The sequence below is a fragment of the Pseudanabaena yagii GIHE-NHR1 genome (assembly GCF_012863495.1).
In the GTDB taxonomy this organism is placed as follows: Bacteria; Cyanobacteriota; Cyanobacteriia; order Pseudanabaenales; family Pseudanabaenaceae; genus Pseudanabaena; species Pseudanabaena yagii.
This window is the reverse complement of sequence record NZ_JAAVJL010000008.1, coordinates 26,126-51,200: the sequence shown is the minus strand read 5'-3', so window position 1 is coordinate 51,200 and position 25,075 is coordinate 26,126. Positions and strand designations below refer to the sequence as shown.

General features: G+C 44.7%; 23 protein-coding genes and 3 pseudogenes. 16 read left to right on the top strand and 10 right to left on the bottom strand.

Annotated elements, in window-relative coordinates; genetic code table 11:
• The 6 genes from HC246_RS25235 to HC246_RS25210 form a co-directional block, all read right to left on the bottom strand.
• On the bottom strand, window positions 1-439 hold a 439-nt coding region (locus HC246_RS25235), incomplete at its 3' end, for an aryl-sulfate sulfotransferase (RefSeq protein WP_225903118.1).
• 11 nt (window positions 440-450) lie between these two features.
• Window positions 451-1,593: a transposase gene (locus tag HC246_RS25230; protein WP_225903043.1), complete on the bottom strand. Its 1,143-nt coding sequence runs from the start codon at window positions 1,591-1,593 to the stop codon at window positions 451-453.
• A gap of 20 nt (window positions 1,594-1,613) precedes the next feature.
• Window positions 1,614-1,892, bottom strand: a complete 279-nt coding sequence (locus HC246_RS25225) for a PH domain-containing protein (protein WP_211167958.1) — start codon at window positions 1,890-1,892, stop codon at window positions 1,614-1,616.
• 165 nt (window positions 1,893-2,057) lie between these two features.
• Entirely contained in the window at window positions 2,058-3,677 is a 1,620-nt protein-coding gene (locus HC246_RS25220; protein ID WP_169366174.1) for an FAD-dependent oxidoreductase, read from the bottom strand.
• Window positions 3,678-3,862: 185 nt separating this feature from the next.
• The gene (locus HC246_RS25215) at window positions 3,863-4,915 is read right to left on the bottom strand and encodes an ABC transporter substrate-binding protein (RefSeq protein ID WP_169366173.1); all 1,053 of its coding nucleotides are present in this window, start codon (window positions 4,913-4,915) and stop codon (window positions 3,863-3,865) included.
• Between the two features lie 42 nt (window positions 4,916-4,957).
• Window positions 4,958-5,257 carry a 4Fe-4S binding protein gene (locus tag HC246_RS25210; RefSeq protein ID WP_169366172.1) on the bottom strand — a complete coding sequence of 100 codons (300 nt, stop codon included), beginning with the start codon at window positions 5,255-5,257 and terminating at the stop codon, window positions 4,958-4,960.
• A gap of 280 nt (window positions 5,258-5,537) precedes the next feature.
• Here HC246_RS25210 and HC246_RS25205 point away from each other — a divergent pair, with 280 nt between their 5' ends.
• The 4 genes and pseudogenes from HC246_RS25205 to HC246_RS25190 all read left to right on the top strand — a co-directional run bounded on the left by HC246_RS25205 (window position 5,538) and on the right by HC246_RS25190 (window position 8,549).
• Window positions 5,538-6,287 carry an SDR family NAD(P)-dependent oxidoreductase gene (locus tag HC246_RS25205; protein WP_169366171.1) on the top strand — a complete coding sequence of 250 codons (750 nt, stop codon included), beginning with the start codon at window positions 5,538-5,540 and terminating at the stop codon, window positions 6,285-6,287.
• An 85-nt stretch (window positions 6,288-6,372) separates the two neighbouring features.
• Window positions 6,373-7,362: a formylglycine-generating enzyme family protein gene (locus HC246_RS25200; RefSeq protein WP_169366170.1), complete on the top strand. Its 990-nt coding sequence runs from the start codon at window positions 6,373-6,375 to the stop codon at window positions 7,360-7,362.
• Between the two features lie 164 nt (window positions 7,363-7,526).
• Window positions 7,527-8,255, top strand: a pseudogene (locus HC246_RS25195) (IS1 family transposase).
• A 54-nt stretch (window positions 8,256-8,309) separates the two neighbouring features.
• A complete protein-coding gene (locus HC246_RS25190; protein WP_169366169.1) occupies window positions 8,310-8,549 on the top strand; it encodes a hypothetical protein in 240 nt (79 codons plus the stop codon).
• Between the two features lie 7 nt (window positions 8,550-8,556).
• Here HC246_RS25190 and HC246_RS26165 read toward each other — a convergent pair whose 3' ends face one another.
• Both HC246_RS26165 and HC246_RS25180 read right to left on the bottom strand, forming a co-directional pair.
• On the bottom strand, window positions 8,557-9,738 hold the full coding sequence (locus HC246_RS26165; protein ID WP_169361634.1) for a transposase: 1,182 nt from the start codon (window positions 9,736-9,738) through the stop codon (window positions 8,557-8,559).
• A gap of 111 nt (window positions 9,739-9,849) precedes the next feature.
• Window positions 9,850-9,957: pseudogene (locus HC246_RS25180) on the bottom strand (IS1/IS1595 family N-terminal zinc-binding domain-containing protein); the annotation flags it as partial.
• 56 nt (window positions 9,958-10,013) lie between these two features.
• Here HC246_RS25180 and HC246_RS25175 point away from each other — a divergent pair.
• From HC246_RS25175 to HC246_RS25160, 4 genes are all read left to right on the top strand, one after another.
• Window positions 10,014-10,622: a hypothetical protein gene (locus HC246_RS25175; RefSeq protein ID WP_169366168.1), complete on the top strand. Its 609-nt coding sequence runs from the start codon at window positions 10,014-10,016 to the stop codon at window positions 10,620-10,622.
• 90 nt (window positions 10,623-10,712) lie between these two features.
• Entirely contained in the window at window positions 10,713-11,603 is an 891-nt protein-coding gene (locus tag HC246_RS25170; protein WP_169366167.1) for an Rpn family recombination-promoting nuclease/putative transposase, read from the top strand.
• Window positions 11,604-11,633: 30 nt separating this feature from the next.
• Window positions 11,634-12,692 (top strand): class I SAM-dependent methyltransferase, encoded by a 1,059-nt coding sequence (locus tag HC246_RS25165; protein ID WP_225903117.1) that lies wholly within the window; start codon window positions 11,634-11,636, stop codon window positions 12,690-12,692.
• Between the two features lie 234 nt (window positions 12,693-12,926).
• On the top strand, window positions 12,927-13,724 hold the full coding sequence (locus HC246_RS25160; protein WP_169366166.1) for a cyclase family protein: 798 nt from the start codon (window positions 12,927-12,929) through the stop codon (window positions 13,722-13,724).
• A 5-nt stretch (window positions 13,725-13,729) separates the two neighbouring features.
• Here the strand turns inward: HC246_RS25160 and HC246_RS25155 are convergent, their stop codons facing one another.
• A complete protein-coding gene (locus HC246_RS25155) occupies window positions 13,730-14,206 on the bottom strand; it encodes a M67 family metallopeptidase (RefSeq protein WP_263972584.1) in 477 nt (158 codons plus the stop codon).
• Between the two features lie 607 nt (window positions 14,207-14,813).
• Complete coding sequence (locus HC246_RS25150) at window positions 14,814-15,284, bottom strand: helix-turn-helix domain-containing protein (RefSeq protein WP_169366000.1); 471 nt, start codon at window positions 15,282-15,284, stop codon at window positions 14,814-14,816.
• Window positions 15,285-15,366: 82 nt separating this feature from the next.
• Between HC246_RS25150 and HC246_RS26645 the strand changes: the two genes are divergently transcribed.
• The 8 genes and pseudogenes from HC246_RS26645 to HC246_RS25115 all read left to right on the top strand — a co-directional run bounded on the left by HC246_RS26645 (window position 15,367) and on the right by HC246_RS25115 (window position 25,067).
• Window positions 15,367-15,873: a tyrosine-type recombinase/integrase gene (locus HC246_RS26645; RefSeq protein ID WP_263972571.1), complete on the top strand. Its 507-nt coding sequence runs from the start codon at window positions 15,367-15,369 to the stop codon at window positions 15,871-15,873.
• Window positions 15,874-15,888: 15 nt separating this feature from the next.
• Window positions 15,889-16,278, top strand: a pseudogene (locus tag HC246_RS26640) (tyrosine-type recombinase/integrase); the annotation flags it as partial.
• Window positions 16,279-16,410: 132 nt separating this feature from the next.
• Entirely contained in the window at window positions 16,411-19,383 is a 2,973-nt protein-coding gene (locus HC246_RS25140; RefSeq protein WP_169366001.1) for a Tn3 family transposase, read from the top strand.
• A gap of 107 nt (window positions 19,384-19,490) precedes the next feature.
• Window positions 19,491-19,691: a hypothetical protein gene (locus tag HC246_RS25135; protein WP_169366164.1), complete on the top strand. Its 201-nt coding sequence runs from the start codon at window positions 19,491-19,493 to the stop codon at window positions 19,689-19,691.
• A gap of 34 nt (window positions 19,692-19,725) precedes the next feature.
• The gene (locus tag HC246_RS26795) at window positions 19,726-21,276 is read left to right on the top strand and encodes a TrbI/VirB10 family protein (protein WP_169366163.1); all 1,551 of its coding nucleotides are present in this window, start codon (window positions 19,726-19,728) and stop codon (window positions 21,274-21,276) included.
• A gap of 32 nt (window positions 21,277-21,308) precedes the next feature.
• Window positions 21,309-21,884, top strand: a complete 576-nt coding sequence (locus HC246_RS25125) for a hypothetical protein (protein WP_169366162.1) — start codon at window positions 21,309-21,311, stop codon at window positions 21,882-21,884.
• Between the two features lies 1 nt (window position 21,885).
• Window positions 21,886-23,151: a hypothetical protein gene (locus HC246_RS25120; RefSeq protein WP_169366161.1), complete on the top strand. Its 1,266-nt coding sequence runs from the start codon at window positions 21,886-21,888 to the stop codon at window positions 23,149-23,151.
• Between the two features lie 2 nt (window positions 23,152-23,153).
• Window positions 23,154-25,067 (top strand): type IV secretory system conjugative DNA transfer family protein, encoded by a 1,914-nt coding sequence (locus HC246_RS25115; protein WP_169366160.1) that lies wholly within the window; start codon window positions 23,154-23,156, stop codon window positions 25,065-25,067.
• The last annotated feature ends 8 nt before the right edge of the window (window positions 25,068-25,075 follow it).

Genomic DNA, 25,075 nt, shown 5'->3' with positions numbered 1-25,075 from the left:
GACTCCATTCATGGCGCAAGTCCTGTTTTGTGATGATGTCTGTTTCAGGATCGAGATGTTCATGGGCGTGCCATGTCCAGATAATCTCACCTGTGGGAGTGACTTCATAAAGTACGTCAGCATAGATGTCTGTGGCATTGACTTCACTATTGGGAACTCCGCCTTGGATTTTGAGAACTAGCTCTGCGGGAACCTTCTCGATCGCTAAAATGATCGTGTTGCCATTTTTCAAGCGCCGCCCGTCATGGTGATGATCGGGATGTTGATATTCCCAAACAATCTTCCCTGAAGGCTCAACCTCAGCAACTACACCACCCTTAAAGTTTTGCCATGCAGGAAACCTTGGTGGATTTTCTACGGTTTTGCCGTTATAGAATAGATTCCCATTCGGTAAAAAATAGGCATAGAGTCCAGGAGCATAGCTCAGATCTTGCACCATTCCTGAATATTCTAAATGGGAATAGGTTTAAGAACAATTTCAAAGCCATGACGAGCAGCAATATCGGCATTAATTCGGATGTATCGGAGAAGCTTCAACCAAAGGACAGAAGGGAATAAAACTGAAAGAGTTAAATCAGATGTAGCTTTCCAATCCAAGATAGGAGGACTCGACCATTGATCAATCCAATGAGCCAAAAGATAAGCAAGGAGAGAGAGGATAAGCCAACGGTAAACACCAAGTTTTGTCGATTGTCCAAAACAATGCAAACCAAAACGATGTTTGATGGTTTTGAAGAAACCCTCAATTGCCCAACGCTTACGCCCCAATATAACCAGATAAGCACCAGAATAAGGATGAGAAGAGACAACAAAGCGTAACTCACGTTTATTATCGGCTCTTTTGAGCCAGAACCAAGAGATGCTCAAAGGCGTAGTTAGCCCTTCGAGCATCTCTTGTTGTCCACGTTTGCCATGGCGATAAAGTTGTTTGACAGTACGTCCATCTTGAAGTTTACGATTGTTGCGTACACCGACAACAATGCGCCAAGACTTGACTCGGACAGAGTTGAAAAACTTGATGGTACTAAACTCAGTATCAGCAAGGACAATCACAGTTCTGTTTTGGGTTAGTTGCTTCGGGACTGTCCCCAATAATTTACAGGCTAAGTCAGAGGGACTGGGGTATCCTTTACCTCGCCATACTCTAAAACTCCACGGTACGCGCCACTCTCCATAGACCAGATACAGTACAACCAAATGTAGTCCTCGCTTGCCGTTGAGTATTCTCACCCATGGGTCAGGTTCGTCTTTAGGGGGATTACTCAAATGTAAAAACTTGCCGCTTTTTTCTAGGGTGGTCAAGTCTATCAGTATCTTTAATGGCACTTGTTTCGATGGACGATACTTGGCGATTTGTCCCAAAACTGCCTGCCTTGTTTCTCGAATCAACCCTTTCGTTGACCAGTTATAGTGATTGAGAAATCGACTTAACGAACTGGCTGATTTTATCTGTGTATGTTCTGGATATGGATGCCCTTGTGCTTCGAGGAATAGTCCCAATATTGCATTCAGACTTGCTTTTTGATACACACTTGGCATCAGACAAATTAGGCTATACACTAGCCCTTGGGCGTACTTAACGATGCTTTCCATAATCGTTATTGAATTTTCTACTACGCCCTTTTTTTCACATCTCTACTTTTTTTGCAACCTTTTTTTAGATTGGTGCAAGATCTCAGATAGGGTAATTTCCATTCATGGACAAGATTACCTTCGATATCAATTAGATAGATTTCGCCTTGCCCTGTTAGGGGAGTGAATAGGGTATAGCCATTGAAAGCCTTAGCAGGATTGTAAGCGCGAAGTCCTATACCCCGACGGCGAACGGTGTTTTGATCAACGGGTTGATTAATTTCGCTCTGTTGATTAGGCTTTTCGAGTGCGATCGTCATTGCTTTCTCTTTTATTCTCTCTGTCTACGTTTCAAGGTGTAGATCCCCCTCAATCCCCCTTAAAAAGGGGGAAGAAGAGAAAATTCTCCCCCCTTTTTAAGGGGGGCTGGGGGGATCTATAGCAACTTAGGAAATTTACAGGATAGTCAGGATAGAGGGTGAGGGCTAAACCGTCACCAATTCCTTCTTCTCAACCTTTACCGACTGAGGATCAGGCTTAACCCAAACTTGATCAAGTCCACCGCTAAGCAAGCGATAATGCTGGGTGGTATCTTGCTTGTTGAAATCAGTGCGACGGTGCATACCGCGAGTTTCGGTACGGGCAAGACCACTGTTATACATCCATCTTGCTGTCGCCACCATTGAAGCTGCTTCACGGGCGCGGACAACTTGCTCTTTTTGCTGTGCGCCACTGTTGCGGATCTCATTCCATAGATGGTCGAGATTTTGGAGAGAAGCTTTGAGAGTGGTTTCTGAACGGAACCAGTTGCGATCGTAGGGGAAGACTTCGCCTTGGGTGACGGCGATCGCTTCTTCAGGATTAAAGGCTTTGCGTCCATCCTGTTGTAGCCCTGCATCACCGACCGCACGAACTTGGCGATCGCTAACTTTTGCACCTAAACGCACTGCATATTCTGCTGCCGACTGTCCAGCCCAATAGCCTGAAGAGGTTGCCCAAGCGGCATTATGACTACCACCACCAGTGAAACCACCGCAAATTAATTCGCGGGTCGCGGCATCACCTGCGGCATAGAGTCCTGCTACGGAGGTGGCACAGGAGTAATCAGCGATGCGAATACCACCCGTACCACGTACCGTGCCTTCTAGACGTAGGGTGATGGGGAAGCGATCGGTAAAGGGATCGATGCCAGCACGATCGAAATAGATAAAGAAATTGGGTTGAGAAGCTCGCATCCAATCTCTGATCTCGTCGGTAACTTCGTTATCGAGACGGGCATAGACAGGCTGATCGATTAGAGTCTTGGCAATGACAGAGCGACCCTTCGCCGATCCTGCACCTTCAATGATCGTGCCATCTTCGTAGGTAAAGGAAGCCCATGAATAGAAGCGCGTTTTGGTAACTGAGGAATCTCTAGGGGCGATCGCATAGGCATTGGAAAATTCCATCCCTGAAAAATCGGCTCCTGCTTCGGCTGCCATCAAGTAGCCGTCACCAGTCAGCACATTGCAACCGAGGGATTTACTCAAGAAAGCACAGCCACCTGTGGCAATGATTACCGCCGATGATTTCACAGTCCAGCTTTCACCAGTTTGACGATTAACTCCTCTTGCGCCAGCAACTGCACCTTCGTTATCAACCAACAATTCCAAAGCAGGACTGTTATCCAGAATTTCCACCCCTGCTTTGCGAATCTTTTTCCGCATCAGGCGCAGGTATTCGGGACCTTGCAGCGATCGCTTAATTGGCTGACCATTGACATCAGGTTGAAAAGGATAGCCCCAGTCAGCCAAGGTATTGACATTGTCATAGGTGCGATCGAGTACACGCTGCATCCAATTGCGATCGGCTAGGAAACCACCCATCGCTTCCCGACTTGCCATTGCTTGTTCGCGCTGTTCAGGATCGGGGGGAATGTACCATACGCCATTGCCTGCTGCTGCTGCTGCACCACTGGTTCCACAATAGCCCTTATCTACGAGAATCACCTTTGAGCCACTTTGAGCAGCACTCCATGCTGACCAAGTACCTGCGGGTCCACCACCGATGACTAATACATCTGCTTCTAAATTGATTTCAGAAAGAGTTTTGGTTTGGCTAGACATAATGTTTTTCCTTAATAAATAACTTGGAAAACGAGTTAGATAGAGAAGACCCTCACCCCTAGCCCCTCTCCCATTAAGGGAGAGGGGAATAAGAAAATCTTATAAATTTATCTTCCTCCCCTTCTCCCGTTTTGGGAGAAGGGGCTGGGGGATGAGGGCAGACTTTCCTCGACGTAAGTCGCGATTTAAGAACTAGGCGACTGCCATTCTTTAATCTCAAAGTTGGTTTTTAACAACTTCTGATCGGCGAGAAACTGCTTAGTGGAATTGAGTAGTTGCAAACCTTCCGCAGGAAACGCTTCTTTGGTAAATAGATCAATGGGATAAGCCTGTTTAGAAATTTCCTCAGAATATCCACTTGCCCTAGATGCAAACTTATAGAAAGCATCAGGATTTGCTTTGATATCCTCTAGGGCTTTGAGACGAATCTTTTCCCACTTCTCGGCAAACCGAGGATTCTTTTTTAAGAAATCCTCAGTTACCACCGTGACACCTGAGCCAACTAGTTCCCTATGATTTTTGGCTTGATCGATCGCAGGGTAGCCCTGAGCGATTAACTCTAAGCCGATCGCGATCGAAAAGGGATAAGCGGCAATGTCACCACGTTCCAAAGCTGCTTTAGAATCCGTAGTAGAAACCTGTACAAGCTTGACATCCTTAGCAATACCCGCTTTCTCTAAGCGACCCAATAAATAATGATGTAAATAGGTTCCTTTGGTAACGCCAACCTTCTCGCCCTTTAACTCTTCTACGGTTTTCGCACCATTTCTCTTGGTGATTAAATAGGCATCATTCCCAACACGATTTTGATTGATAATTACTGTCTTTAAACCAGCCGATCGCCCAGCTAATGCAGGAGTATCACCATACATTCCTAAATCAAGACGATTACCTGCGATCGCTTCATTTAGAGGGGGACCTCCGACAAAGGGTACAAATTTTACTTCGGTAATTCCAAATTCCTTGAGTTCAGGAACTAACCAATTTTTTTCTAAAGCCCAACCTTCAGGTCCAATGGGAATCTTGCTTTCAGAGCTAATAAAACCAACTCGAAGTACCACGGATTCCGTAGGTGTTTGCTTAGCGGCGGCGACCTTGGGTGCATCGGCATCTTTAGTTGCTTGCACCGTGCCTGTGCTACAGCCACTTGTAGCTAGGGTCAAAGAAAGAATAGCGATTGCCGCGATCGCTGATTTTGTCCATTTAAGTAAAATTCTATGTCCAGATTTGGGTTGCATTACCCACACCTCTCAAATTTTTGATCAAAGGTTCTACTAAATTCACGATGTAGCTAAAGCGGGAACCTTCTCTTTGCTCCAGCCAACACTCCTGCGATAGCTGCCGAGAACTCCCGATGCAATCAGAGTCTTTTCATCCACGACTACATGCTCATTGGCGTTCGAGTCTACATACAGAGCATCGACAGGACAATACAACTCACACATAAAGCAGGTTTGGCAATTACTTTGTCGCGCAATCGCAGGAGGAGCATCGACAACACGCTCAAAAACATTCGTAGGACATACAGAGACGCAGATATTACATTGGATGCAACGGGTAGCACTGACAAGCTCAATCACAGTTTTGTTAACTCCTTACTATCGACAATACTCTCGTTTCCCGATTGATTTACCGTAGATTATTGCTATCAGTCTGCCATAGACCTATTCAAAACCAATGTCATCCAGACTACATTTTTCTGGAAACCTAATTATTAGTTTAACTAAATATTCTGCTGTCTAAACTTTTATGTTTTTTTGATTGTTTGTTGATTGCTCTTTGTCACCCTAGTGACATACTAAATCCAAAATACTACGGTATTAATATGTAGATACCGTAAATTATAAGCAAGGATTTCCCATGACCCAAAAATTAGCAGGCAAAGTCGCAATTATTACAGGTGCTTCCACAGGTATCGGTGCTGCTACTGCGATCACCTTAGCAGAGGAAGGTGCTTATGTAGCGATCGCTGCTAGACGCGCAGATAAATTAAATGAAGTTGCTCAAAAGATTGAAGCATCGGGCGGCAAAGTTCTCCAAGTAATTACCGATGTTACTGATGAAGCGCAAGTTCAAAACTTAATTGCAAAGACCAAAGAAACTTTTGGACGTATTGATATTTTGGTGAACAATGCAGGAATTGCGATCGCTGGACAAATCGCCAATGCGAATACCGATGATTGGCGCAAAATGATCAATGTGAATATATTTGGGGTCTTATATGCCACTCATGCTGTCTTACCAATACTTTTAGAACAAAAGTCGGGACATATTGTGAATGTCTCCTCAGTGGCTGGTCGCACTGTCCGCGCAGGTATTGGGCTTTATAACTTAACGAAATGGGGTGTGAATGCCTTTTCTGAATCATTGCGATTGGAAGTGACACCACAAAACATCCGCGTTACGGTTGTAGAACCTGGAATGGTGAATACAGAAATCGATCAGCATATCTCCGATCCCGTTGCCTACGAAAAGAGTCAAGCCCTTCGCAAATCAATTACGCCTCTAGAAGCGGAAGATGTTGCCAATGCGATCGCCTATGCCGTCAGTCAACCCGAACGAGTTGATATAAATGAGATTTTGATTCGTCCGACAACGCAGTATTGGTAATTGGGTAATAGCTTTTAGCTGTTAGCGATTAGCTTTTGGCTTTTGGCTTTTGGGTAATTGGTGATTGGGTTTTGGATGATTGATAGTGCAAAATAGGTTTTTACTTTTTACTTTTTACTTTTTACTTGTCTGCCTTCTCGCGATCGCGCCGCCAGTTTTTGCTGCTAACTCTTGTCCTGATGGGATGGTGTTTATTCATGGTGGCACTTTTCGGATGGGGTCGGATAGCGATCGCTTTCCTGAAGAGAAAGCTGCCGATAATGTCAGCGTGAGCAGTTTTTGTATGGATCAGCATGAAATCACCAATGCTGAATTTGCTAAATTTGTGAAGGCCACTGGTTACAAGACTATTGCAGAGATTCCTTTGTCAAAAGAAGAATTTCCCGATCTACCTGATGAGCAACGCTTAGCAGGTTCTTTAGTCTTTCAACCACCTAAGGAAGATGCTCAGCAAGTACCATTTCTGAGTTGGTGGAGTTGGACAGTGGGTGCAAATTGGCAGCATCCTTTTGGAAAAGATAGTTCTATTAAGGGGAAAGATAATTATCCTGTTGTGCATACTGCTTATAAAGATGCAGAAGCCTATGCGAAGTGGATTGGCAAGTCTATTCCTACAGAAGCGCAATGGGAATATGCAGCACGAGGGGGATTAGATGGTACGACCTATACTTGGGGCGATCAGTACTCAGAGAAGAAAGCGAATACTTGGCAGGGGATTTTTCCATTTTTTAATACTAAAGCTGATGGATATAAGGGTTTAGCGCCTGTTGGTTCGTTCCCTCCTAATGCTTATGGTCTCTATGATATGACAGGTAATGTTTGGGAATGGACTTCTGATTTCTTTGAGTTTGGACACGATCGCATGGCGCATCAGCATAATCCGATCGCTAGCGATCGCCATAAAAGTTTTGACCAAAAAAAGCCCGATGAGTCAGTGTTACATGTGATCAAGGGTGGCTCCTATCTCTGCGCTCCCAATTACTGTAGTCGTTATCGTCCTACGGCGCGGGAGTCCGAGTCTCCCGATACGGGAACTACTCATATTGGGTTTCGCTTAGTTATTGCTACTGAATAATTTTGCGATCGCTAAAGGAGCCTTGTAGATAAAAGCGATCACAAATGAGATTTATGAGGGTTGTCAAATTTATATGTTAGATTTGCACTACAAAATAAGGTAGTGATCAAGAGGTAAGGATAGACTAAAAGGGAAAGAAAAAAGTAAGGAAATGAGAAGTAGAAATGAGATGCCCTAGATGTGAAAGTGAGAATATCGTGCTTAATGGCTTAACTCGACATGGTAAGCAAAATCATAAATGTCGTGATTGTGATCGTCAATTTAGTTTAGAACCCAAGAATAAGCCAATCTCCGATGAAACAAAAGCATTGATTGAAAAGCTCATGCTAGAACGAGTATCACTAAGAGCAATAGTAAGGATTACAGGTGTTTCACTCCAATGGTTACAAAGCTATGTAAATGGTAAATTTCGTGGAGTAGCACGAAATTTAGATGTTAGTGTCAAAAAAAAGGCAAGTTGACCATTCAATGTGATGAAATGTGGTGGTCAGTGAGCTTGTCGAACTGTCGTTTGTTGGTAACAAGGGCAATAAACAATGGGTTTGGATTGCCATAGATCAATTGACTAGAGAAATTATTGGAATTTATGTAGGCAGTCGAGATGAAAATAGTGCTAGGTGTTTATGGGCTTCTTTACCTGCCGTTTATCGCCAATGTTCAATAGCTTATACTGATTTCTGGACTGCTTATGCTCTTGTATTCCCTGCTCAGCGTCATCGTCCTGTTGGCAAAGAAACTGGTCATACTCCTATATTGAGAGACTTAACTGCACTTTGAGGCAGAGAGTTGGACGACTAGTAAGAAAGACACTTTCGTTTTCTAAAAAATTAGAAAATCATATCGGTGCTATTTTCTTCTTTGCTCACCATTACAACTCATCCTTACCTCTTTAACACTACCAAAAATAAGAGCTTACCGATTAATAGTTTTTTATAGCTTATCTACCAATGGACAATTACTTTCAAGAGACTAAATTTATATTGGAGTTACTTTACTTTCATTATGAAGGTAGTCTCTATCAAGGACGAGGAGTTATGACTTGGCATCCTGATGAAGGTTTTCATCTCGAAGCCTTTTTAGACAATACAGTAAAGATTATAGAAAAAGTTGATATAGGAAAAATTGGTATTACACCCAAAAGCGATTTTTGTTCGATTAGAATGCGTCCTCAAGGCCTGATTGACTGACAAAAGTCTATGAAGCATAGTCGAGAGTAGAAGCATAGAACTCAATGCGGAATAATTTCTGAAGATGTTTTCGACGAGAAGCAATAGCAGGGTGAGAGTCAAGATAAGAAGTAAAAGAGTAGAAAGGCAAGAAAGCCCAGTTTTTAGTGATAGCGGTGTGAATCCAGTTCCAGCCAATCTTGAGATAACTAAGCCCACGAAACCAATGAGGATCAACCAAACGACGATAGCCAGAATCAGCAACCGCCAGTCCTTGAGCCGTTAAAAACAAGGTGGTCAGTGCTATCACAAAACAAAGGCGAGAAATGGCAGGAGCCGAACGTAAACGCGAAGATTCTAAATCAAAGCCATTAGATTTATCATCCAAGAAATTCTCCTCAATATCGAATCTCAGACCATACTCCCAAAAAGTTTGGAGTGTGGTAGGTTCAGTACTGAGAATATACCAATACTCTCGGCTCCCAGATTCCCAAGCCGCCGCAATATGCACATCGGTAAGACGCTTGGACTCAGTTTTGTGAACTTTAACATTGTGGATCAACTTAGCTTCACCAAGACGAAGATGTAATTGTTTGACTGTTTGCCAGCCATGCTTGGGGGCATATATCCAGAAATTACCCTTGATCCGAATCCGACATTGCCATTTTAATTCCCACACATAGCGCACCAGTTCTGGATTAGCAAATGCTCGGTCTGCTAATAAAACTACTTTGACATTCACGGGCAACAGTTTCGATGCGCGTTTGAGCATGTCTTGATAGCTACTCATCTCCACACTACTACTGCGATGTTTGATTACACGCCAACATAACGGTAAAGCTCTTCCCTGATGAACTACACACAATCGGATCATGCTGTATTCTTCCCACAGTTGACTGGTATCAAAACTCAGATATATTTCTGGCTCTTTCCATTTAGCGATTAACTCTTTGATTACTGGACTGTATAGCTTAGCTGGATTTATGCGCGGATTGTTCAGCCATCTTGATAGTTGTCTTTGCGTGCTTTGGGCGATCAATGCTTTTGTGTTGATATGGCTTAACCACTTCGTTAAATTCACACTCCCTGTGGCGATCATTCCCACCATCATCCACGCCATTACTCCCAAATGGCGCACATCTGACCACTGGCTGTATTGACTCCCGAATTTTATTAGTTCATTATAGATACGTGAGGCGTTTTGGGTCATTTGTCCTATGCTCCTTTTTCTTCAAAAAACAGCATACGCCTCTTTTTTACTCAAATTCAATCTCTGTATACTTTCTCGCAACTTCTCTTACCACTTTTGTCAGTCAATCAGGTAATGATCAATGAACTGACGACCGCAATCAGCGCAAATATGATTTTGTTTGTCTCCTCGTTTCCCATTTTTACGAATATGTGTTGAACCACACTTTGGACATTTCATTGTTTTTCATTGCTTAAACTCGTTATCTTTAATATTTACTCATTCATCCCTCATTTATGCAACGCCAGCTCACCCTACTCGAATTCCGCGAACTATTCATCAAACCGAACGAAACGCTTTACAAAAGAGCGATCACCCGACGCGATGAATATACCAGCAAGATCAGGGAAGCGATGAAACTATCAAGCGATCGGGAATCTCGCAAGAAAATCCTCAGAGCCGCCGTGCAATGGGCAAAAGGACTAGGCGAGAAACTACGCAACAAAAGCGAGAAAACCGCCCAAACCTGTGCCGCTGCGATGTGGCAAGCCAGTCACAACGGCGATCATGGAACTGCAAGTGTAGTCTTCAATATGTTCCTGCCAGAGATCTGCGCTCGCCTCCATGACAATCAACTGATGCGCTTGCAAGTAGTAGGCGCTCAGTATGGAGAACTTGCCTCAACCAAATGGACAGGAAATGGAGAACATGCCTGTATTCCCATTGTTGTATCACAACGCCAAGAGGATGGCAGATATCAGATAGAAGTCATCCGTAAAAGCAGGAAAAAGCCATACCTGTTAGGACTCGTAGCCAAAGACTCCGCCAAAGTATTGGTGGGCGAATACACAGCTTCGCTGAAAACACATCAAAAGACCATAGTTTGCGAACTAGTCGCTGCTTAGAAAGGAGATAAAGCAGCTTTATCTCCTTGATTATCTATCTTCTAGAAAAAAAGAATTTCCCAATCCCAAACTTTGATAAACTAAGTGGATATGAAAACTGATACGCTCTTCTTTCAATTATTCAACACCTTTCACACCCTACTGTTTGAGCTAATCGAACGCCCGATTGCTGAAGCAGAAGGCTATGAATTTAGCTCAGTAGAAGTGAAAGAAAAAGCCTTTCGGTTTGATGGCATATTTAGCCCAAAAGCCAAAGACAAACCGATATATTTACTTGAAGTCCAGTTTCAGCAAAAGGAAGACTTTTACTGGGAATACCTATCCGAGATATATCTGTACCTAAACCAATACCGTCCCGCACAAGAATGGCAAGCGATCGCCATCTTTGCGAGGCGCAGTTATGAACCAGAGCCAAGAAGCCATGTACAGGAAATGTTCGACTGCCAGAGGATACGGCGAGTCTACCTAGAAGACCTGCTAGAGCGAGAGACAGACTCCTTTGCGATCGGTATTATTCAGCTCATCTTGTCTAATGAAAGTCAAGCTATAACTAAGGCAAGACAACTAGGTGAAAAGATTGAGCAAGAAAACAATACCGAAATCCAAGAGCAGGTACTAGAATTAATAGAGACAGTGTTGGTATATAAATTCCCAAAACTCAGTCGGCAGGAGATTGAAGCAATGTTTACATACAGCGATTTAAAGCAAACGCGAGTATATCAAGAGGCAAGAGAAGAAGGCGAACAGCGTGGTGAGCAACGTGGCTTAAAGCTAGGCGAGCAACGCGGACTAGTAAAAGGGCAATCCACGATGTTGCTGCGGATGCTTGGTCGCAAGTTTGGACAGATCACCCCAAGTTTGAGGGGCAAGGTGAATAAACTATCGGCAAAGCAGTTAGAAAATTTAGCTGAAGCATTATTTGACCTAGAGACGATCGCCGACCTAAACAACTGGTTAAAAACCAAAGGCAAAGGCAACTAAAGGATTTTGAACCAATATCTAAAAAAGGACATGACAGCTAAAGTCGTGTCCTTTTTTATGGCTAGCGCTTGTTCGCAAGAACAAAAACTAGGGAAAAAGCCAATCATGTACCAACCCATATTTGAGATCACGCCAGAAATCGAGCAGCATTTTGATAGCCCATTGCGAGTAAAAGCAGAAGCAACCGTCGCTGCGATCGCCCTAAGCAAATCAATATCAACAGCAACACAGCAACAACAGGTAGAACTCGCCAAAGCATCGGGATGGGGAACCCTCACCGATATCTGGGTGAAAGCCAATCATCAAGGCAACACATGGCAGCATCGATGCCATGAAAAACTGAGCCAACTATTGACCAAAGCCGAAATCCAAGCCGCCAAATCCGCAACGGCAACCGCCTACCAAACGAGCTTTGAAGTAATCCGCGCCATGTGGGATATTCTCAGTGATATCGGCTTCACAGGTGGAGCGATCGTCGAACCAGCGTGCAACACCCTATCGTTTATGGGATGCCAGCCCGCACTGATGAGAGAGCGATCTCAATGGGTAGGCATAGAACTAGACCCAATCTTTGCCCAAATCGCGAGATTGCTATACCCAGAAGCCCTGATTTACGCTCAGGGATTTGAGACAGTGAGCCTAAGTGATAACAGTTTTGACCTAGCGATCGGCAACATTCCCTTTGGCAATTACAAACTCTACGATCCACGCTATGCCCACTTGAACCTCAGTATTCACAACTATTTTTTAGCCAAATGTGCTGACCTCGTGCGAGAAAATGGATTGATAGCTCTAATTACCAGTTGTTTCACTCTTGATGCAGCTAATACTAGCTTTCGGAGATATCTAGCGAGTAAGTTAGAGCTAGTGACCGCCATTAGATTGCCAGATATCGCCTTTAAGAGATTTGCCAACACAGAAGTAGTTGCCGATATTCTTATTTTCCGTAAACTCACAGAAACTGAACAGATGGCAATGAATCGAACAAATTACAAATATCCTGATTGGGTAAAGACAGTTCCATCAGGCAACCACACAGTCAATCAGGAGCCAATCATGATTAACCAATGGTTTGTAGAGGCAGCCTAGCGACCGAGCTAGAGAGTAACCACACCAAAACTACCGAGCGAGTCAATTCTTAAGAGGATTGACTCGTTTTTTAATTGAGAACAAATCCATGACTACTTGCACATCGAAATTGCGGAATCAGAACATCTGTTAAAGATGATTTCTCACAATTGTATGACTCTTCCCCCTATTTGAGAGTTATCTGTGAGACGATAAAAAGTGAAGTAAGTATTACTTGTGCAGGAGAAGCGCACCTTGATTAATCAAAAGACTGTCGCACTTCTGGGGCAGCACGTTCAACTAATCGACCTCAGTCGTCCACTTGAACCAACAGTAAGCGAACCCACTCCTCCCCGTATACAACGCATCTCGCATCAAGACTGTGCCGAGATGTGGGAATTTATGTTTGGCATACCATCAACCGCTCTTCCTAATGGACTTGGCTTTGCGGGTGAAATTGTTGAAGCCTCAACTCATGCCAGTACTCACTTAGACGCACCGTGGCATTACGCTCCAACCTCGGAGGGACAGACTGCTTGGACAATTGATGAAATTCCACTGGATTGGTTCGCTGGGCAAGCTATCGTTTTAGACGTATCGGATCTACCCACAGGCTATTTGATCGAACCCGAAGACATAGAGAAGCGCTTAGAGAAATTAAGCCACACCATTACCCCTGGCGAGATAGTGCTTTTTTGTACAGGAGCGGATGCAGTATGGGGTACAGAAGAATTTTTTGGTTACGGGTGTGGATTAGGAGAGGAAGCGGTTCTTTATCTTGTAGACCTTGGAGTACGAGTGATTGGCACTGATGCATGGAGTTTGGATCGTCCCTACCCAATGATTGGCAATGAGTGGGCAACTTTTCAAGACCCAAAACGTTTATGGTCGGCTCATTTTGCAGGGATAAAGCGAAAATACTGTCAAATCGAGAAATTAACCAACTTGAGCCAGCTTCCACCAGTTGGTAGTACTATCCTGTGCTTTCCGATCAAAGTAAAGGGCGGCAGCGGCGCATGGTCAAGAGTTGTTGGGTTAGTGCCAGCAGGATAACATTTTTAAAGGATCTGCTTAGTTGCCAAGAGATGAATCGGCTCACTTTGGAAGTTCCCCTTGTCATCAAGCATCCAGCTTTGCAGATCGTCTGTTTTCCCTTGAAAAACAGAAACGATCGCATAGGAGTATAGTGGCCAAGCGATCGCCTCATCGAAGGCAGAAGGAACTGCCCTAGCATCTGGATGGGAGTGATAAATGCCAATAATCTCCAAACTGCATTCCCGTGCCTTTTGTTGAACGCCGAGCATTTCTTGAGGATCGATGCTGTAGCGGTCAATCTTACTAACACCATGCCCTTCTTGGGAACTAGGATCAGAACCCGAAGGCAATTGAAAATTAAGAGCCGATTCTTTGTTCCAGATATTACGCATCGCCTGAACTTCACTAACAATCTTGATAGGAGGATCTGAGTATTGGATTAGACCCAAAAGCAAACCGCAACATTCCTCTGGATAAGCTGCTTCGGCGTGGCTTTGCATAGAGATTCGATGCTCAGGGGATAGATAAATAGCCATACTTTAGAAAATATCAGTTATCGTAATAGGTTCAACCATAGATAACCATGAAGCCATAACATTACCTTTGATGCTACTTCAAAATTTTAGCCTTAGTGAATCGATCGCCAGATAAACTTTAGCCAATAAAAAAGCGATCGCTATTGCGGTAACGTCGCTTCAAAAAGTGATGGGGATTTGTTGGTTTTTCTATTTACCCGGTAAGGTATCCAAATCTGTAACTAATATCGCTTAGATTTGCAGCCATAGATAAGTTTGTTGTCAAAACTTTATCTAGGCTTAATATCTCGTTTCTTTAAGTAGCCTAGCGGCAGATCTAGGGAGTATTTCACCCCACAAAAGTTGCACAGCGCCTCATTTATGGAATGAGGTGCTTTTTAAATTGAGAAAAAGCCCATGACTAGCAGCCCATTAAAATTCCACAATATCCTCGGAGAACTGACCGTTTCAAAACTATATGGCGGCGAACATCTAGGAGTAACCTCCCCAGCAAACCTTGGGGTATAGTCAGGATACGTGTAAAACAGTGCCACGAAGCCCTGAAACCCTGACTGTGATATGCTTTCAGCTATTAAACTTTTAAAGATGAAGAAGATTGATAAGATGTCCCACAAAAAGGGCAGAAACGATGCTTCAGGGAAGTAATCGGCTCCTGACAGCCCACACAGCGATGACGTAACTCCATCCCGCAGAGAAAACAACACTTCGCTCTTAAATCCAACCACATCGACTCAGGAGCCGTTCCTACAGTCCAGCAACTCGGACAAAACTTGAGCGCAGATGGGACATCCACGGCAACACCTCTGCCAACCGATTCGAGATACTCTTTCGGAACATTAAGAGCATAAGCCAACCCACTACAAGTTTTGTGATTGAGTTTAAGCGTTCTCCCTCGTTCGATTTTACCCAAGCTTTGCAAATGAATACCTGCAAGCTCGACCACATCGGCTTGACTCAAACCTCTGTGTAGTCTGAGCCGTCGAAGATATTGACCGAGTGATTCATCAGCTTTAGGCGCAAGTAAAGAATCAAGAAGCTGCATATAAGTCTAGATTAAAGTATCAATAAAGAAATATACTTTTAAAATAATCTTATCCTTAAGTTTAGACTGATGGAGGTAGTATATGTCGCTGACTTTAGCAACAGTTACTACTCAATTTTTAGAGCGTCCTGGACTGAGTATCGCCACCCAAAAGTCTTACGAACTGACACTGATTCCGCTACTACAAAAGTATGGACGATATCCAATTGAGATTCTGGGTCGTGCAGTAATAGAAGAGTATCTCAACGGCTTGAACCATCTAGCCTATACAACTCACCACCGACATCAATCCATCGTTCAAGCCCTCCTAAACTTTGCTGTCGAACAAGGATATATCAGAGTCAATCCAATAGCTCATTTACGACGGCGTAAGCCAGATTTTAGTAAAGGCGAACATGCCTCAGATTGCGTCATCCGCTATCTGAGTACCCCCCAACTCCAGCAAATGTATGAGGCGATTACACCCGATTGTCGCCTGAATGCTGTAGTTCGACTTTTACACCGCAGTGGAGCAAGAATTGCCGAACTCTTAGCTTTAAATCTAGAAGATCTAGATCTGCAAGGGCAGAGGTTTCAGGTCGTTGGGTAAGGCAATAAGACCCGCTGGTGCTTCTACAGTGAGGATGCAGCACTATTGCTAGAGAAATACCTCAAATACTACCGACACCAAGGGCATCCAGATCTGTGGACAGCTCAACACCGACTCAGTAAGAAAGTGGTGCGATTGAGTTATCCAAATATTCATCAGCGATGGCGAGACTTGACAGATCCTTTCCCCTTAATAGCAGGTATTCGCCTTCACGATCTGCGGCATACTTTTGCGACAGAAAGAGTCGGATTAATCGGGATTGAAGAACTAAGAGCATTGATGGGACACCAAAATATTCAGACCACTTTGCGATATCAAAAAGTTACTTCCGAGCGGGCCGAACTTGCTGCTCAAACAGCTTTAAATAAGTTACTAAAATTGGATGATGAATTTCGAGCGTTCTGAGAATTATCAAGCACCTTATCAATCCATAAGTGGTTTGAGCTAGGAGTATAATTAATACTCTCAACTAGGAAAATGAGCCTAACGCTAATTACCGTTGGTGTGACCGAAAATCGGCGGTAATCGCCTAATTTAATGACCGCAATCGAACGCACCGCCTATCCTCGTTTTAAATCTCTCCCGAATCTCAAAGAATTAGCCGAACTCTATACCCCAACTGAATCCGAGCTAGCTTTTGCTCGTGTCCAAACTGCCAGTAAAGAAGGTCGATTTCGCTTGTTGATATCTCTGAAAGCTTTTCAGCGTCTAGGGTACTTTCCAGATGCGGCATCAATTCCAACCGCACTCATTGAGCATTTACGGAAGCTATTGAATTTAAACAGTTCAGTTGATGCCATTGCCCCCCTGCGGTCACTACGTCGCTATGAAAGAGCGATTCGGACTTTTCTAAAAGTTAAAATCTTTGATGCTGGCGCACGTCAACATATCGCTATTGCTATCGCAACGGCGGCGACAACTATGGATCGTAACGCCGATTTAATTAATGTGGCGATTGAGGAATTGGTCAAAGAAAGTTATGAGTTACCAGCGTTTAGTACCTTAGATCGCCTAGCTGGCAATGTACGTTCGATTACCAATCACAGATTATTTCAACAGGTGGCATCAAAGTTAACTCCTGCGGAGCAGACCTTTTTAGACGAGCTACTCTTATCTCAACCCGTCGAAGGTCAGGTCACGCTCAATTTACTCAAATCTCCGCCCAAGAGTGTTAGACTTTCCCACATCATTCAGTTGCAATCTAAATTTGACAAGCTGATGTCTTTTGGCAATGCCCAACGGTTGTTAGCGGGGATTGCTAAGAGTAAGATTCAATCTTTTGCTGCTCAAGCTAAAGCGCTGGACATTTCGGATTTTCGAGATATCAAAACTAATAAACGAAACGCTTTACTGGTGTGTTTGCTCTATCGGGCGCAAGTTAAAACCAGAGATTATTTGGTCGATCTGTTTCTCAAGCGGATGCGGAAAATTCACTACCTTGCCCGCCAACGATTGGTGGAACTCAGAGAACAACATCTCAAGCAAACTGAAGTGATGCTAGGGGTGTTAGCAGAGATTTTAGAGGTATCTGTCGATCATCCTGACGAACAAACTTTCGGAAATCAAGTGCAAGCCCTACTACAGTCTCATGGTGGTTCCGCCGAGCTACTCGAACGCTGTCAGGCAATTACGACTTACAACAGCGATAATTATTTACCATTAATTCGGCATTTCTTCGGTCGTTATCGTCCGTTGCTATTTGAATTGGTCAGATCTTTGGAACTTCAATCGACCTCTCAAGATCAATCGTTACCTGTAGCTTTGGCGTTTGTGTTGAAGCACGAACAGCGGCGCAGTAAATATTTACCCAGCGACGATCTCGATTTGAGTTTCATTAGCGAGCGGTGGCGACGATTGGTGGTGGAACAGCGTGGGGAAGAGCAAGTACTGTCGAGAGTTCATCTCGAAGTATGCATCTTCACCTATTTAGCGGCTGAGTTGAAAACAGGAGATATCTCTGTCGCTGGTTCCGAGCAATACGCCGACTTTCGCGAACAGTTACTTTCATGGGAAGAATGTGAACACGACTTGGCAAGTTATGGAATACAAAGCGGTTTACCAGTAACCGCTGAGTCCTTTGTGGCTGCTTTAAAACAGCAATTAACAGAGGTGGCACAGACAGTTGACCAGATCTGTCAAGATGGTAGTCAAATTACCATTAACGAAGTTGGAGCACCCGTCCTCAAACGTTTGGTAGCAGAAGTGAAACCGTCTGGTGCCGATGAACTCGAAGCTAAGATTTGGGAACGTTTGCCAGAGCGGAGCGTATTGGACATCCTGTGCAATGTGGAATATTGGCTCAACTGGACGCGGCATTTTGGATTAGCTTCAGGCTCTGAGGCTAAAATAGACCAACCCACTGAGCGGTATATTCTGGCTGTGTTTGGTTATGGGTGTAACCTTGGTCCCTATCAAACAGCACGTCATACACGCGGACTGATCAATGGACAGATGTTGTCGCGCATCAATCGGCTACATATTCAAACCAGCCAAATCGAAGCAGCAATCCGGGAGCTGATTAATGCTTACAATTTACTCCCATTGCCCAAGTGTTGGGGAACGGGGAAACGCGCAGCCGCTGATGGAAGCAAGTTTCAGATTCATGAAAACAGTTTGATGTCAGAGTACCATATCCGCTATGGCGGTTATGGTGGGATTGCTTACCATCATGTCTCAGATACTTACATTGCGCTGTTCACCCACTTTATTACCTGTGGAGTATGGGAGGCAGTGTATATCTTGGATGGGTTACTGAAGAACAGTTCGGATATTCAACCAGATACCTTACATGCGGATACTCAAGGTCAATCATTGCCTGTCTTTGCTTTGTCCTATCTATTGGGAATCAAGCTGATGCCTCGGATTCGGAACTGGCAGGATTATACGTTCTTTCGTCCGAGTCCAGAGGCTGTGTATAAATACATCGATCCGTTATTTACGGATGTGGTGGATTGGAAGTTGATTCAAACTCATTGGCAGGATTTAATTCGTGTAACTTTGTCTATTCAGGCGGGTAAGTTGATGCCTTCAACGATCTTGCGAAGATTAGGGAGTAATAGTCGCAAGAATCGCCTGTACCAAACTTTTCAAGCCTTGGGACAGGTTGTTAGAACGTTGTTTTTGCTGCAATATATTTCCGACCGCGCTTTACGTCAGGAGATTACAGCTTGCACCAATATTGTTGAAGGCTATCACAATTTTCTGGACTGGTTATTTTTTGGTAAGCAGGGGGTACTTACAGACCACGATCCTGAAGAGCAAGAGAAGCGGCTCAAGTATCTCGACTTAGTTGCCAGCGCGGTGATTTTTCAGAATACTGTGGATATTTCTGCTGCGGTACGCAGTTTGGTTGAGGATGGTCATAAGATTGACCGCGAGTTACTCTCTACTTTGAGTCCTTATCTGACTAGACATTTAAAGCGGTATGGCGACTATGTTGTCGATCTGACGACTATTCCCGAACCGTTGGATCTGGCAGTTAGCTTGCCAATTGAGATCGTTCAAGAGTAATCTCAGTAAATGTTTCAGCGTTTCGTGGCACTGTTTTACACGTATCCTGATTACATCCCATTACTGCCCCTGAAGAGATTGAAAAGGGGAAATGGAAAGTAAACCTCGTGGCAAATCTGGTTACTTTTAGTCCCAGTAATCAAGTTGGTGAATCAGTTCCCTTTAACAAAGAAATCTTCATTCAGGCGATCGATGTCCCGAATCTCAAAGCTGATGCTTCGCCATTAGAGCAAGCCATTTTCAAAGTTAGAGCCTCTGGCTTAGAAATCTATGCCATGCGCGACCTTGCCAGAACCGATCTGAAATAAGGCTCTCTCATTTTCTCGATATTGGATTAAATATGTGACAGGAGTTGCCATGATTACGGAAATTGCCGAACAGCCACTAGTTGATGTAAAAGCTACTGAAAAAGTTAATGTAAAAGCTGATGAAATTGACTTTGCCTATTTAACGGGTTTTCAGCCTGATGTACTGCCATATGCGGGCGGTGAAACCAACGATATTGATGAAGATGACGATCTCGATCCAGAGGAGCATCGCACTATACGGGGATTGATTAGTAGTCCTTTTTCCAAAATTGCTTTAGTCGGCGGCGCGGGCTTATTTGGCTTTTTACTAGTCGGACTATTCATGAATAGCGTCATGTCATCCAATGCCAAGCCCTTAGATGCTAAATCTGGTGGCAAAGATGCGAATGCTGTTGTCGCCTCTACCCTCGATCCCAAAGATGCAGAAATCGCTAAGTTCAAGACCGATTTGGCTTTGGGCAGTCAGCTTTCCGCAGGTAAATCGAAAACATTACGTCCATCGGTTTTACCGAAGTCAGATTCTAAACTCGATGGTAAAGATAAGGACAAACTAGACCCGAATGCTGCGAAATCTAGCGATCGCGCTCTTGAGTCGCCTGTAATGAGCAACCTATCAGCGCCGCCATTGGCAAGTGCGCCCATCTATCCTGTACGACAAATCATGTCGCCAGTCGAACCGATGGTGATGCCTTCGCGTATTTTTGCAGCGAGTCCACCTGCGGAAGTCAAAAATCCCGCCGAAGAATGGCAGAGATTGGCAAGCATTGGTAGCTACGGAAATCTGGCGGCTCCCAGTGAAATGCCGAAAGCGATCGCGCCCAATCCTGCGATCGCTAGTAATGTCAGCACCCAAAGCCTTGTGATTGAGAAACCGCGCTCCGATTCCTTAACCAGTTATCTCGCCCAATCCGAAAAATCACTTCAGGCTACCAATGCCAACACTTTGCTAGTGGGGACTACCGCAAGAGCATCATTGAAAACAGCGTTGGTGTTCTCCACCGATGGTAGTCGTGTGATTGGCTCTGCACCTGGTCTGATTCCGAAATTTATTGTCACGCTCCAAGAAGCAATTTCAACGGCGGATGGAAAAGTTGCCATTCCTGCAAATGCTTCTCTAATTGTGGTGGCGCGTCCCTTGGATTCTAAATCAGGATTATCAGAACTAGATGTGGTTGGAATTGTGATCAATGGTCGAGAGCTTACGCCTCCCGCCAATGCGATTACGATTCGTGGTGCGGATGGTGCGCCGTTGATTGCGGACAAATACTTCGATCGCGGTTCGGAAATTAGTGGTATGGACGTAGGCACTTTTCTGACCTCGGCACTTGCTGAAGTCGGCAAACTCACCAATAGTCCGACTAGTACCAGCAGCATATCTACGCTTGGGGGGAGTTCTACGGTTAATACTGCACCACCACCGAACTACCTTGGGGCGGCGCTCAGTGGTGGCTTTGGCATTCTCTCGGAAACTTTGAATCGTCGCAGTCAACAGGCGCTCGAAGAAATCAAAACCCGTCCTAATGTCTTCTTTATCCCCGCAGGTAAAGAACTACAGGTATTTGTGAATCAGTCTGTGACTTTCTAATTAACTTCTATCAGTTGTTGAGTTCTATGGTTATGAGCTTTTTACCATGTCAAAAATATTCCATCTCAGGATTAATCGCTTTGCTAGTCCTGTCCTTGCCCGCGATCGCTCAGGCTAATCCCATATTTCCTGCTAAGCGTCAGGTCGGGGTCAGTCAAGCGATGGGTGTGAGTGGCATAACCTCAGCGGTCAGCCTATCGCCGATGCAGTCTTTGAATATCAGCTTCATCAAAACGGGCGAGATTATCAAAAAAGTCTGGCTGGGCAATCCTTCTAAAGTGGTCATGGACTATGACAGTCCTCTCTGTAGAGACGGTGCAAAGGATAGCAATTGTGGTGCAACCGTAATTAATCTGCGGCAACTTGCCCAACCGATTGATTTGGAAATGAACTTACCAAATTCCGCAAGGGGAAATCTCACATCCCTAACCGTGATTACCACAGGCGCAGGTGGGGGAAGAAATCTATACCAATTTCAATTAGTGCTGAACGAACCGACACCCGCCTACAGCATTTTAGAAGTTGTGCCTGATGCCCAAATTCCTCGCCTTACACCGCTTAAACCTTTACTTCTAAATCGATCTAGTAAAACCTCTCTGGATTTTTAATATGTTTCGACATATCTTGCCACTGACAGCTTTAGCGATTCCCCTTGTGGCGATCGCTATTCTCAATCCCCATATCGCTTACGCGCAATCTTTGTCCAAGGTCGCTCAAAATACTGGAAATGTACAATCTCCGCAGATTCCCGATTTCACGAGAATTAGTTTGGAAAACTTGCCGCAGGTTCCAGTCACCCCTCAGCTACGTCAACAACTATCACAGATACTTTCGCCATCGGCTCTGAATAATCTCACAGTTGGGAGTCTGGTCAGTCCAGATCGATATCTGACTGTGGGTTCGTTTCAGTCGATGGGTTTAGAGCAGATGAGTTTACAGGCGATCGCTGATAAATCGGGTGTGGCGATCGGTAATGTCAGTCTCGGACAACTCGGCGATCTCGCTTCACAACTGACGATTAGTAGTTTGTTGAGATCGCTGCCTGATCTTAGTAACCAACCTCTAAGCCAAGTCAAACCAATTCTCGATCTGGCTCTACAACAGACTGGAGTTGCCAACCTTGCAAGTCTGGGCAGTGAACTTACGGTCGGGCAGTTAGTCAATGCTTTTCCCGAATTTGGCAATAGCTCCTTGAGCAGTCTTGGTTCTCAGCTTAATACCTACAGCCTTGATGCAATTCCAGGCTTTGCCCAATTGCCCCTAGCAAATATTGAGGGCGCATCAAGTGTTCTCCTATCCAATTTGAATGCGGCGGGTTTGGGTAAACTCAGCCTTTCGCAATTTCCCAATGCACCGACGTTGTTACCCAATGTCCATTTTGGCATTGTCGATATTGCCCTTGGCACTAAAGAGAAAAATCGAGTCAATCCAATCAGTGGTGGCATGACTGCATCGGGATTTCAAGCGGTAGCCTGTGATGATTCCTATGCAGAATGTCCGCATATAGAAGTGACCGACTTTTTAGGTGGTTACTATACGGGCAAACAATGGATGACAGCAGCGCAAAAGGTTCCTGATGGTTATGGATTTTTAGGTGGTCTGTTTGGCAATCGTGGACCGGCTGGCAATCATCCGTTTGGTGATGCATTTCGGGTAACGATTGAGTCTTTGGATGAAGCTTCAGGCACGGTCACGCTTGGATTACGGTTTCGTTGGTGTCAACGCGGCTGGTTTGTGGACTTAGGTTGTACTCCCTACATTACGCCGCCCTTGCCATTTCTAGTCCTGCGCGAAAAGAATACGATTCCTTACGTCGTTCCTAGTAACGCCACCGCCAACCTGTCGCTCTCGACTACTAAAAACAAAAACAAATAGTCATGCATATTTTGAAATTATTAAATTGGCAAAAGCATCTGTTGTTATTGGCGATAGCCGTCTTGGCAACCTGTGTAAGTCCATCTGTTTCTGCTCAATCATCAACCGTTGATAGTGCTGCTCCCGTCGAACAGAAAAAGTCTAACTCCACAGGATTACCGCCCGAAATTGCTTTCATTACCAGTCAGCTATTTACGCCCACGGGTGGAATTATTGCGGCTTGTATTGTCGGCATGGTTTTACTGGGGCGGACAGGCGGTAATAGCAAAAACAAATTGGCTCATGCCCATTGGGTTGGTGGGACGGAGATCGCGGCGGCGCGAAAAAAAGCTAAGGAGCAAATTAACCGTCGCGAACGCAATAAGCTGACTTTGTTTGTGGTTAAGCCCAAATTAGTCTTCCCCGATCAACTAATCTCCAGCCCAGGCGTGGCGACACCGAATCATGAAAAACCAATTGAGGGCGAAAAGCCTAAAGTCATTCAGGTATCAAAAACAGATCGGACAATTTGGTTACCCGATGCTAATCGCGGCATTGCCGTGCTGGGTGGCACTGGTTCGGGTAAAACCTATGGGGTGATCGATCCTGCAATTCGGAGTGCGATCGATCAAGGATTTCCGATTATTCTCTACGACTACAAATATGCTGAACAGTCCTCACGGATTGCAGGAATCGCGGCGGATGCGGGATACAAAGTTAGTATCTTTGCCCCTAGCTTTCCAGAGAGTGGGATCTGTAATCCCCTTGACTTTATTCGCGATGCGACGGATGTGGATATGGCAAGACAGGTGGCGATCGTCTTGAATCGCAACTTTAAATCAGGTGGCAAAGGTAATGAAGATCCTTTCTTTACCAATAGCGGCGACCAACTGATCCAAGCAGTGCTGTTACTAGCCAAGACAACGCCTTATCCCGATATTATTTTCTGTGCCAAAGCATTGGGCGCGAATAATCTTCCCGCCAGAGTCCAAAATGCAAATCTACCGACTTGGGTAGAAACCAGTTTTGGACAGTTGATTTCGATGGCTGACTCTGAAAAAACGGTTGCTTCCGTAATCTCGACGGCGAGTATTCTCTTCAGTCGTTTCATGTCTCCTGATATTCTCAGCGTGTTTTGTGGCAAGACCACAATTCCGATGAACTTGAAAGGTAAACATCTGCTGGTAATTGGCATGAAACGGGAAAAGCAAGATGTGGTTGCCCCGCTCTTAGCGACTGTCCTGCATATGATCGTCACCCGCAATGTCACCAGCAAACGCGAAGATCCTCTCCTTGTGGCGATCGATGAGTTGCCGACCCTTTATTTACCGAGCCTTGTCCAATGGCTGAACGTTCACCGTGAAGATGGACTTTCCTGTATGTTGGGTTTCCAAAACCTCGTCCAGTTAGAAGAAACCTATGGCAAAGAGGTGTCTAGGGCAATTTTCGGTGGTTGTGCCACTAAAGCAATTTTCAATCCCCTCGAACCTGAATCCGCGAAGATTTTCTCGGACTATCTCGGTGATGAACATCTCAAATACAAGTCAAAATCGCGGAGTTCGGGCGGCGGTAAGACTAGCACCAGTACATCGGATCAGGAAAGAACTCGCAAACTATTTGCACCAGAGGATTTTCTCAAATTACCGCAAGGTAACTGTATTCTCATTTCCCCTGGCTATAGCTCCAAGAAAGAAGCGAATGTCCCCCGTCGCTGCAATATCAAAATCCCTAAAGTTGATGCGGATCGGGCGGAAAACAGTAAATCTAGATGGGAGGCTCTAAAAGTCGAACTAGAACAGGAAGGGCATCAAATCCCCATTACCGACGCGGCGATCTTGGCTCGTAAGGATTACTTTCTAGATAACTTTCCTTTACCTGCGAAGGATACTCCTGCAACACCTAAGTCCACTGTTCCTGCTTGGGCTGAAGGTTTATAGGAGTACAC

Bases quoted from the DNA above. Each gene is read 5' to 3' on its own strand.
- HC246_RS25230 (WP_225903043.1), bottom strand. From the start codon at position 1,593: ATGGAAAGCATCGTTAAGTACGCCCAAGGGCTAGTGTATAGCCTAATT.
- HC246_RS25225 (WP_211167958.1), bottom strand. From the start codon at position 1,892: ATGACGATCGCACTCGAAAAGCCTAATCAACAGAGCGAAATTAATCAA.
- HC246_RS25220 (WP_169366174.1), bottom strand. From the start codon at position 3,677: ATGTCTAGCCAAACCAAAACTCTTTCTGAAATCAATTTAGAAGCAGAT.
- HC246_RS25215 (WP_169366173.1), bottom strand. From the start codon at position 4,915: ATGCAACCCAAATCTGGACATAGAATTTTACTTAAATGGACAAAATCA.
- HC246_RS25205 (WP_169366171.1), top strand. From the start codon at position 5,538: ATGACCCAAAAATTAGCAGGCAAAGTCGCAATTATTACAGGTGCTTCC.
- HC246_RS25190 (WP_169366169.1), top strand. From the start codon at position 8,310: ATGGACAATTACTTTCAAGAGACTAAATTTATATTGGAGTTACTTTAC.
- HC246_RS26165 (WP_169361634.1), bottom strand. From the start codon at position 9,738: ATGACCCAAAACGCCTCACGTATCTATAATGAACTAATAAAATTCGGG.
- HC246_RS25175 (WP_169366168.1), top strand. From the start codon at position 10,014: ATGCAACGCCAGCTCACCCTACTCGAATTCCGCGAACTATTCATCAAA.
- HC246_RS25170 (WP_169366167.1), top strand. From the start codon at position 10,713: ATGAAAACTGATACGCTCTTCTTTCAATTATTCAACACCTTTCACACC.
- HC246_RS25165 (WP_225903117.1), top strand. From the start codon at position 11,634: ATGACAGCTAAAGTCGTGTCCTTTTTTATGGCTAGCGCTTGTTCGCAA.
- HC246_RS25155 (WP_263972584.1), bottom strand. From the start codon at position 14,206: ATGCAAAGCCACGCCGAAGCAGCTTATCCAGAGGAATGTTGCGGTTTG.
- HC246_RS25150 (WP_169366000.1), bottom strand. From the start codon at position 15,284: ATGCAGCTTCTTGATTCTTTACTTGCGCCTAAAGCTGATGAATCACTC.
- HC246_RS26645 (WP_263972571.1), top strand. From the start codon at position 15,367: ATGTCGCTGACTTTAGCAACAGTTACTACTCAATTTTTAGAGCGTCCT.
- HC246_RS25140 (WP_169366001.1), top strand. From the start codon at position 16,411: ATGACCGCAATCGAACGCACCGCCTATCCTCGTTTTAAATCTCTCCCG.
- HC246_RS25125 (WP_169366162.1), top strand. From the start codon at position 21,309: ATGAGCTTTTTACCATGTCAAAAATATTCCATCTCAGGATTAATCGCT.
- HC246_RS25120 (WP_169366161.1), top strand. From the start codon at position 21,886: ATGTTTCGACATATCTTGCCACTGACAGCTTTAGCGATTCCCCTTGTG.
- HC246_RS25115 (WP_169366160.1), top strand. From the start codon at position 23,154: ATGCATATTTTGAAATTATTAAATTGGCAAAAGCATCTGTTGTTATTG.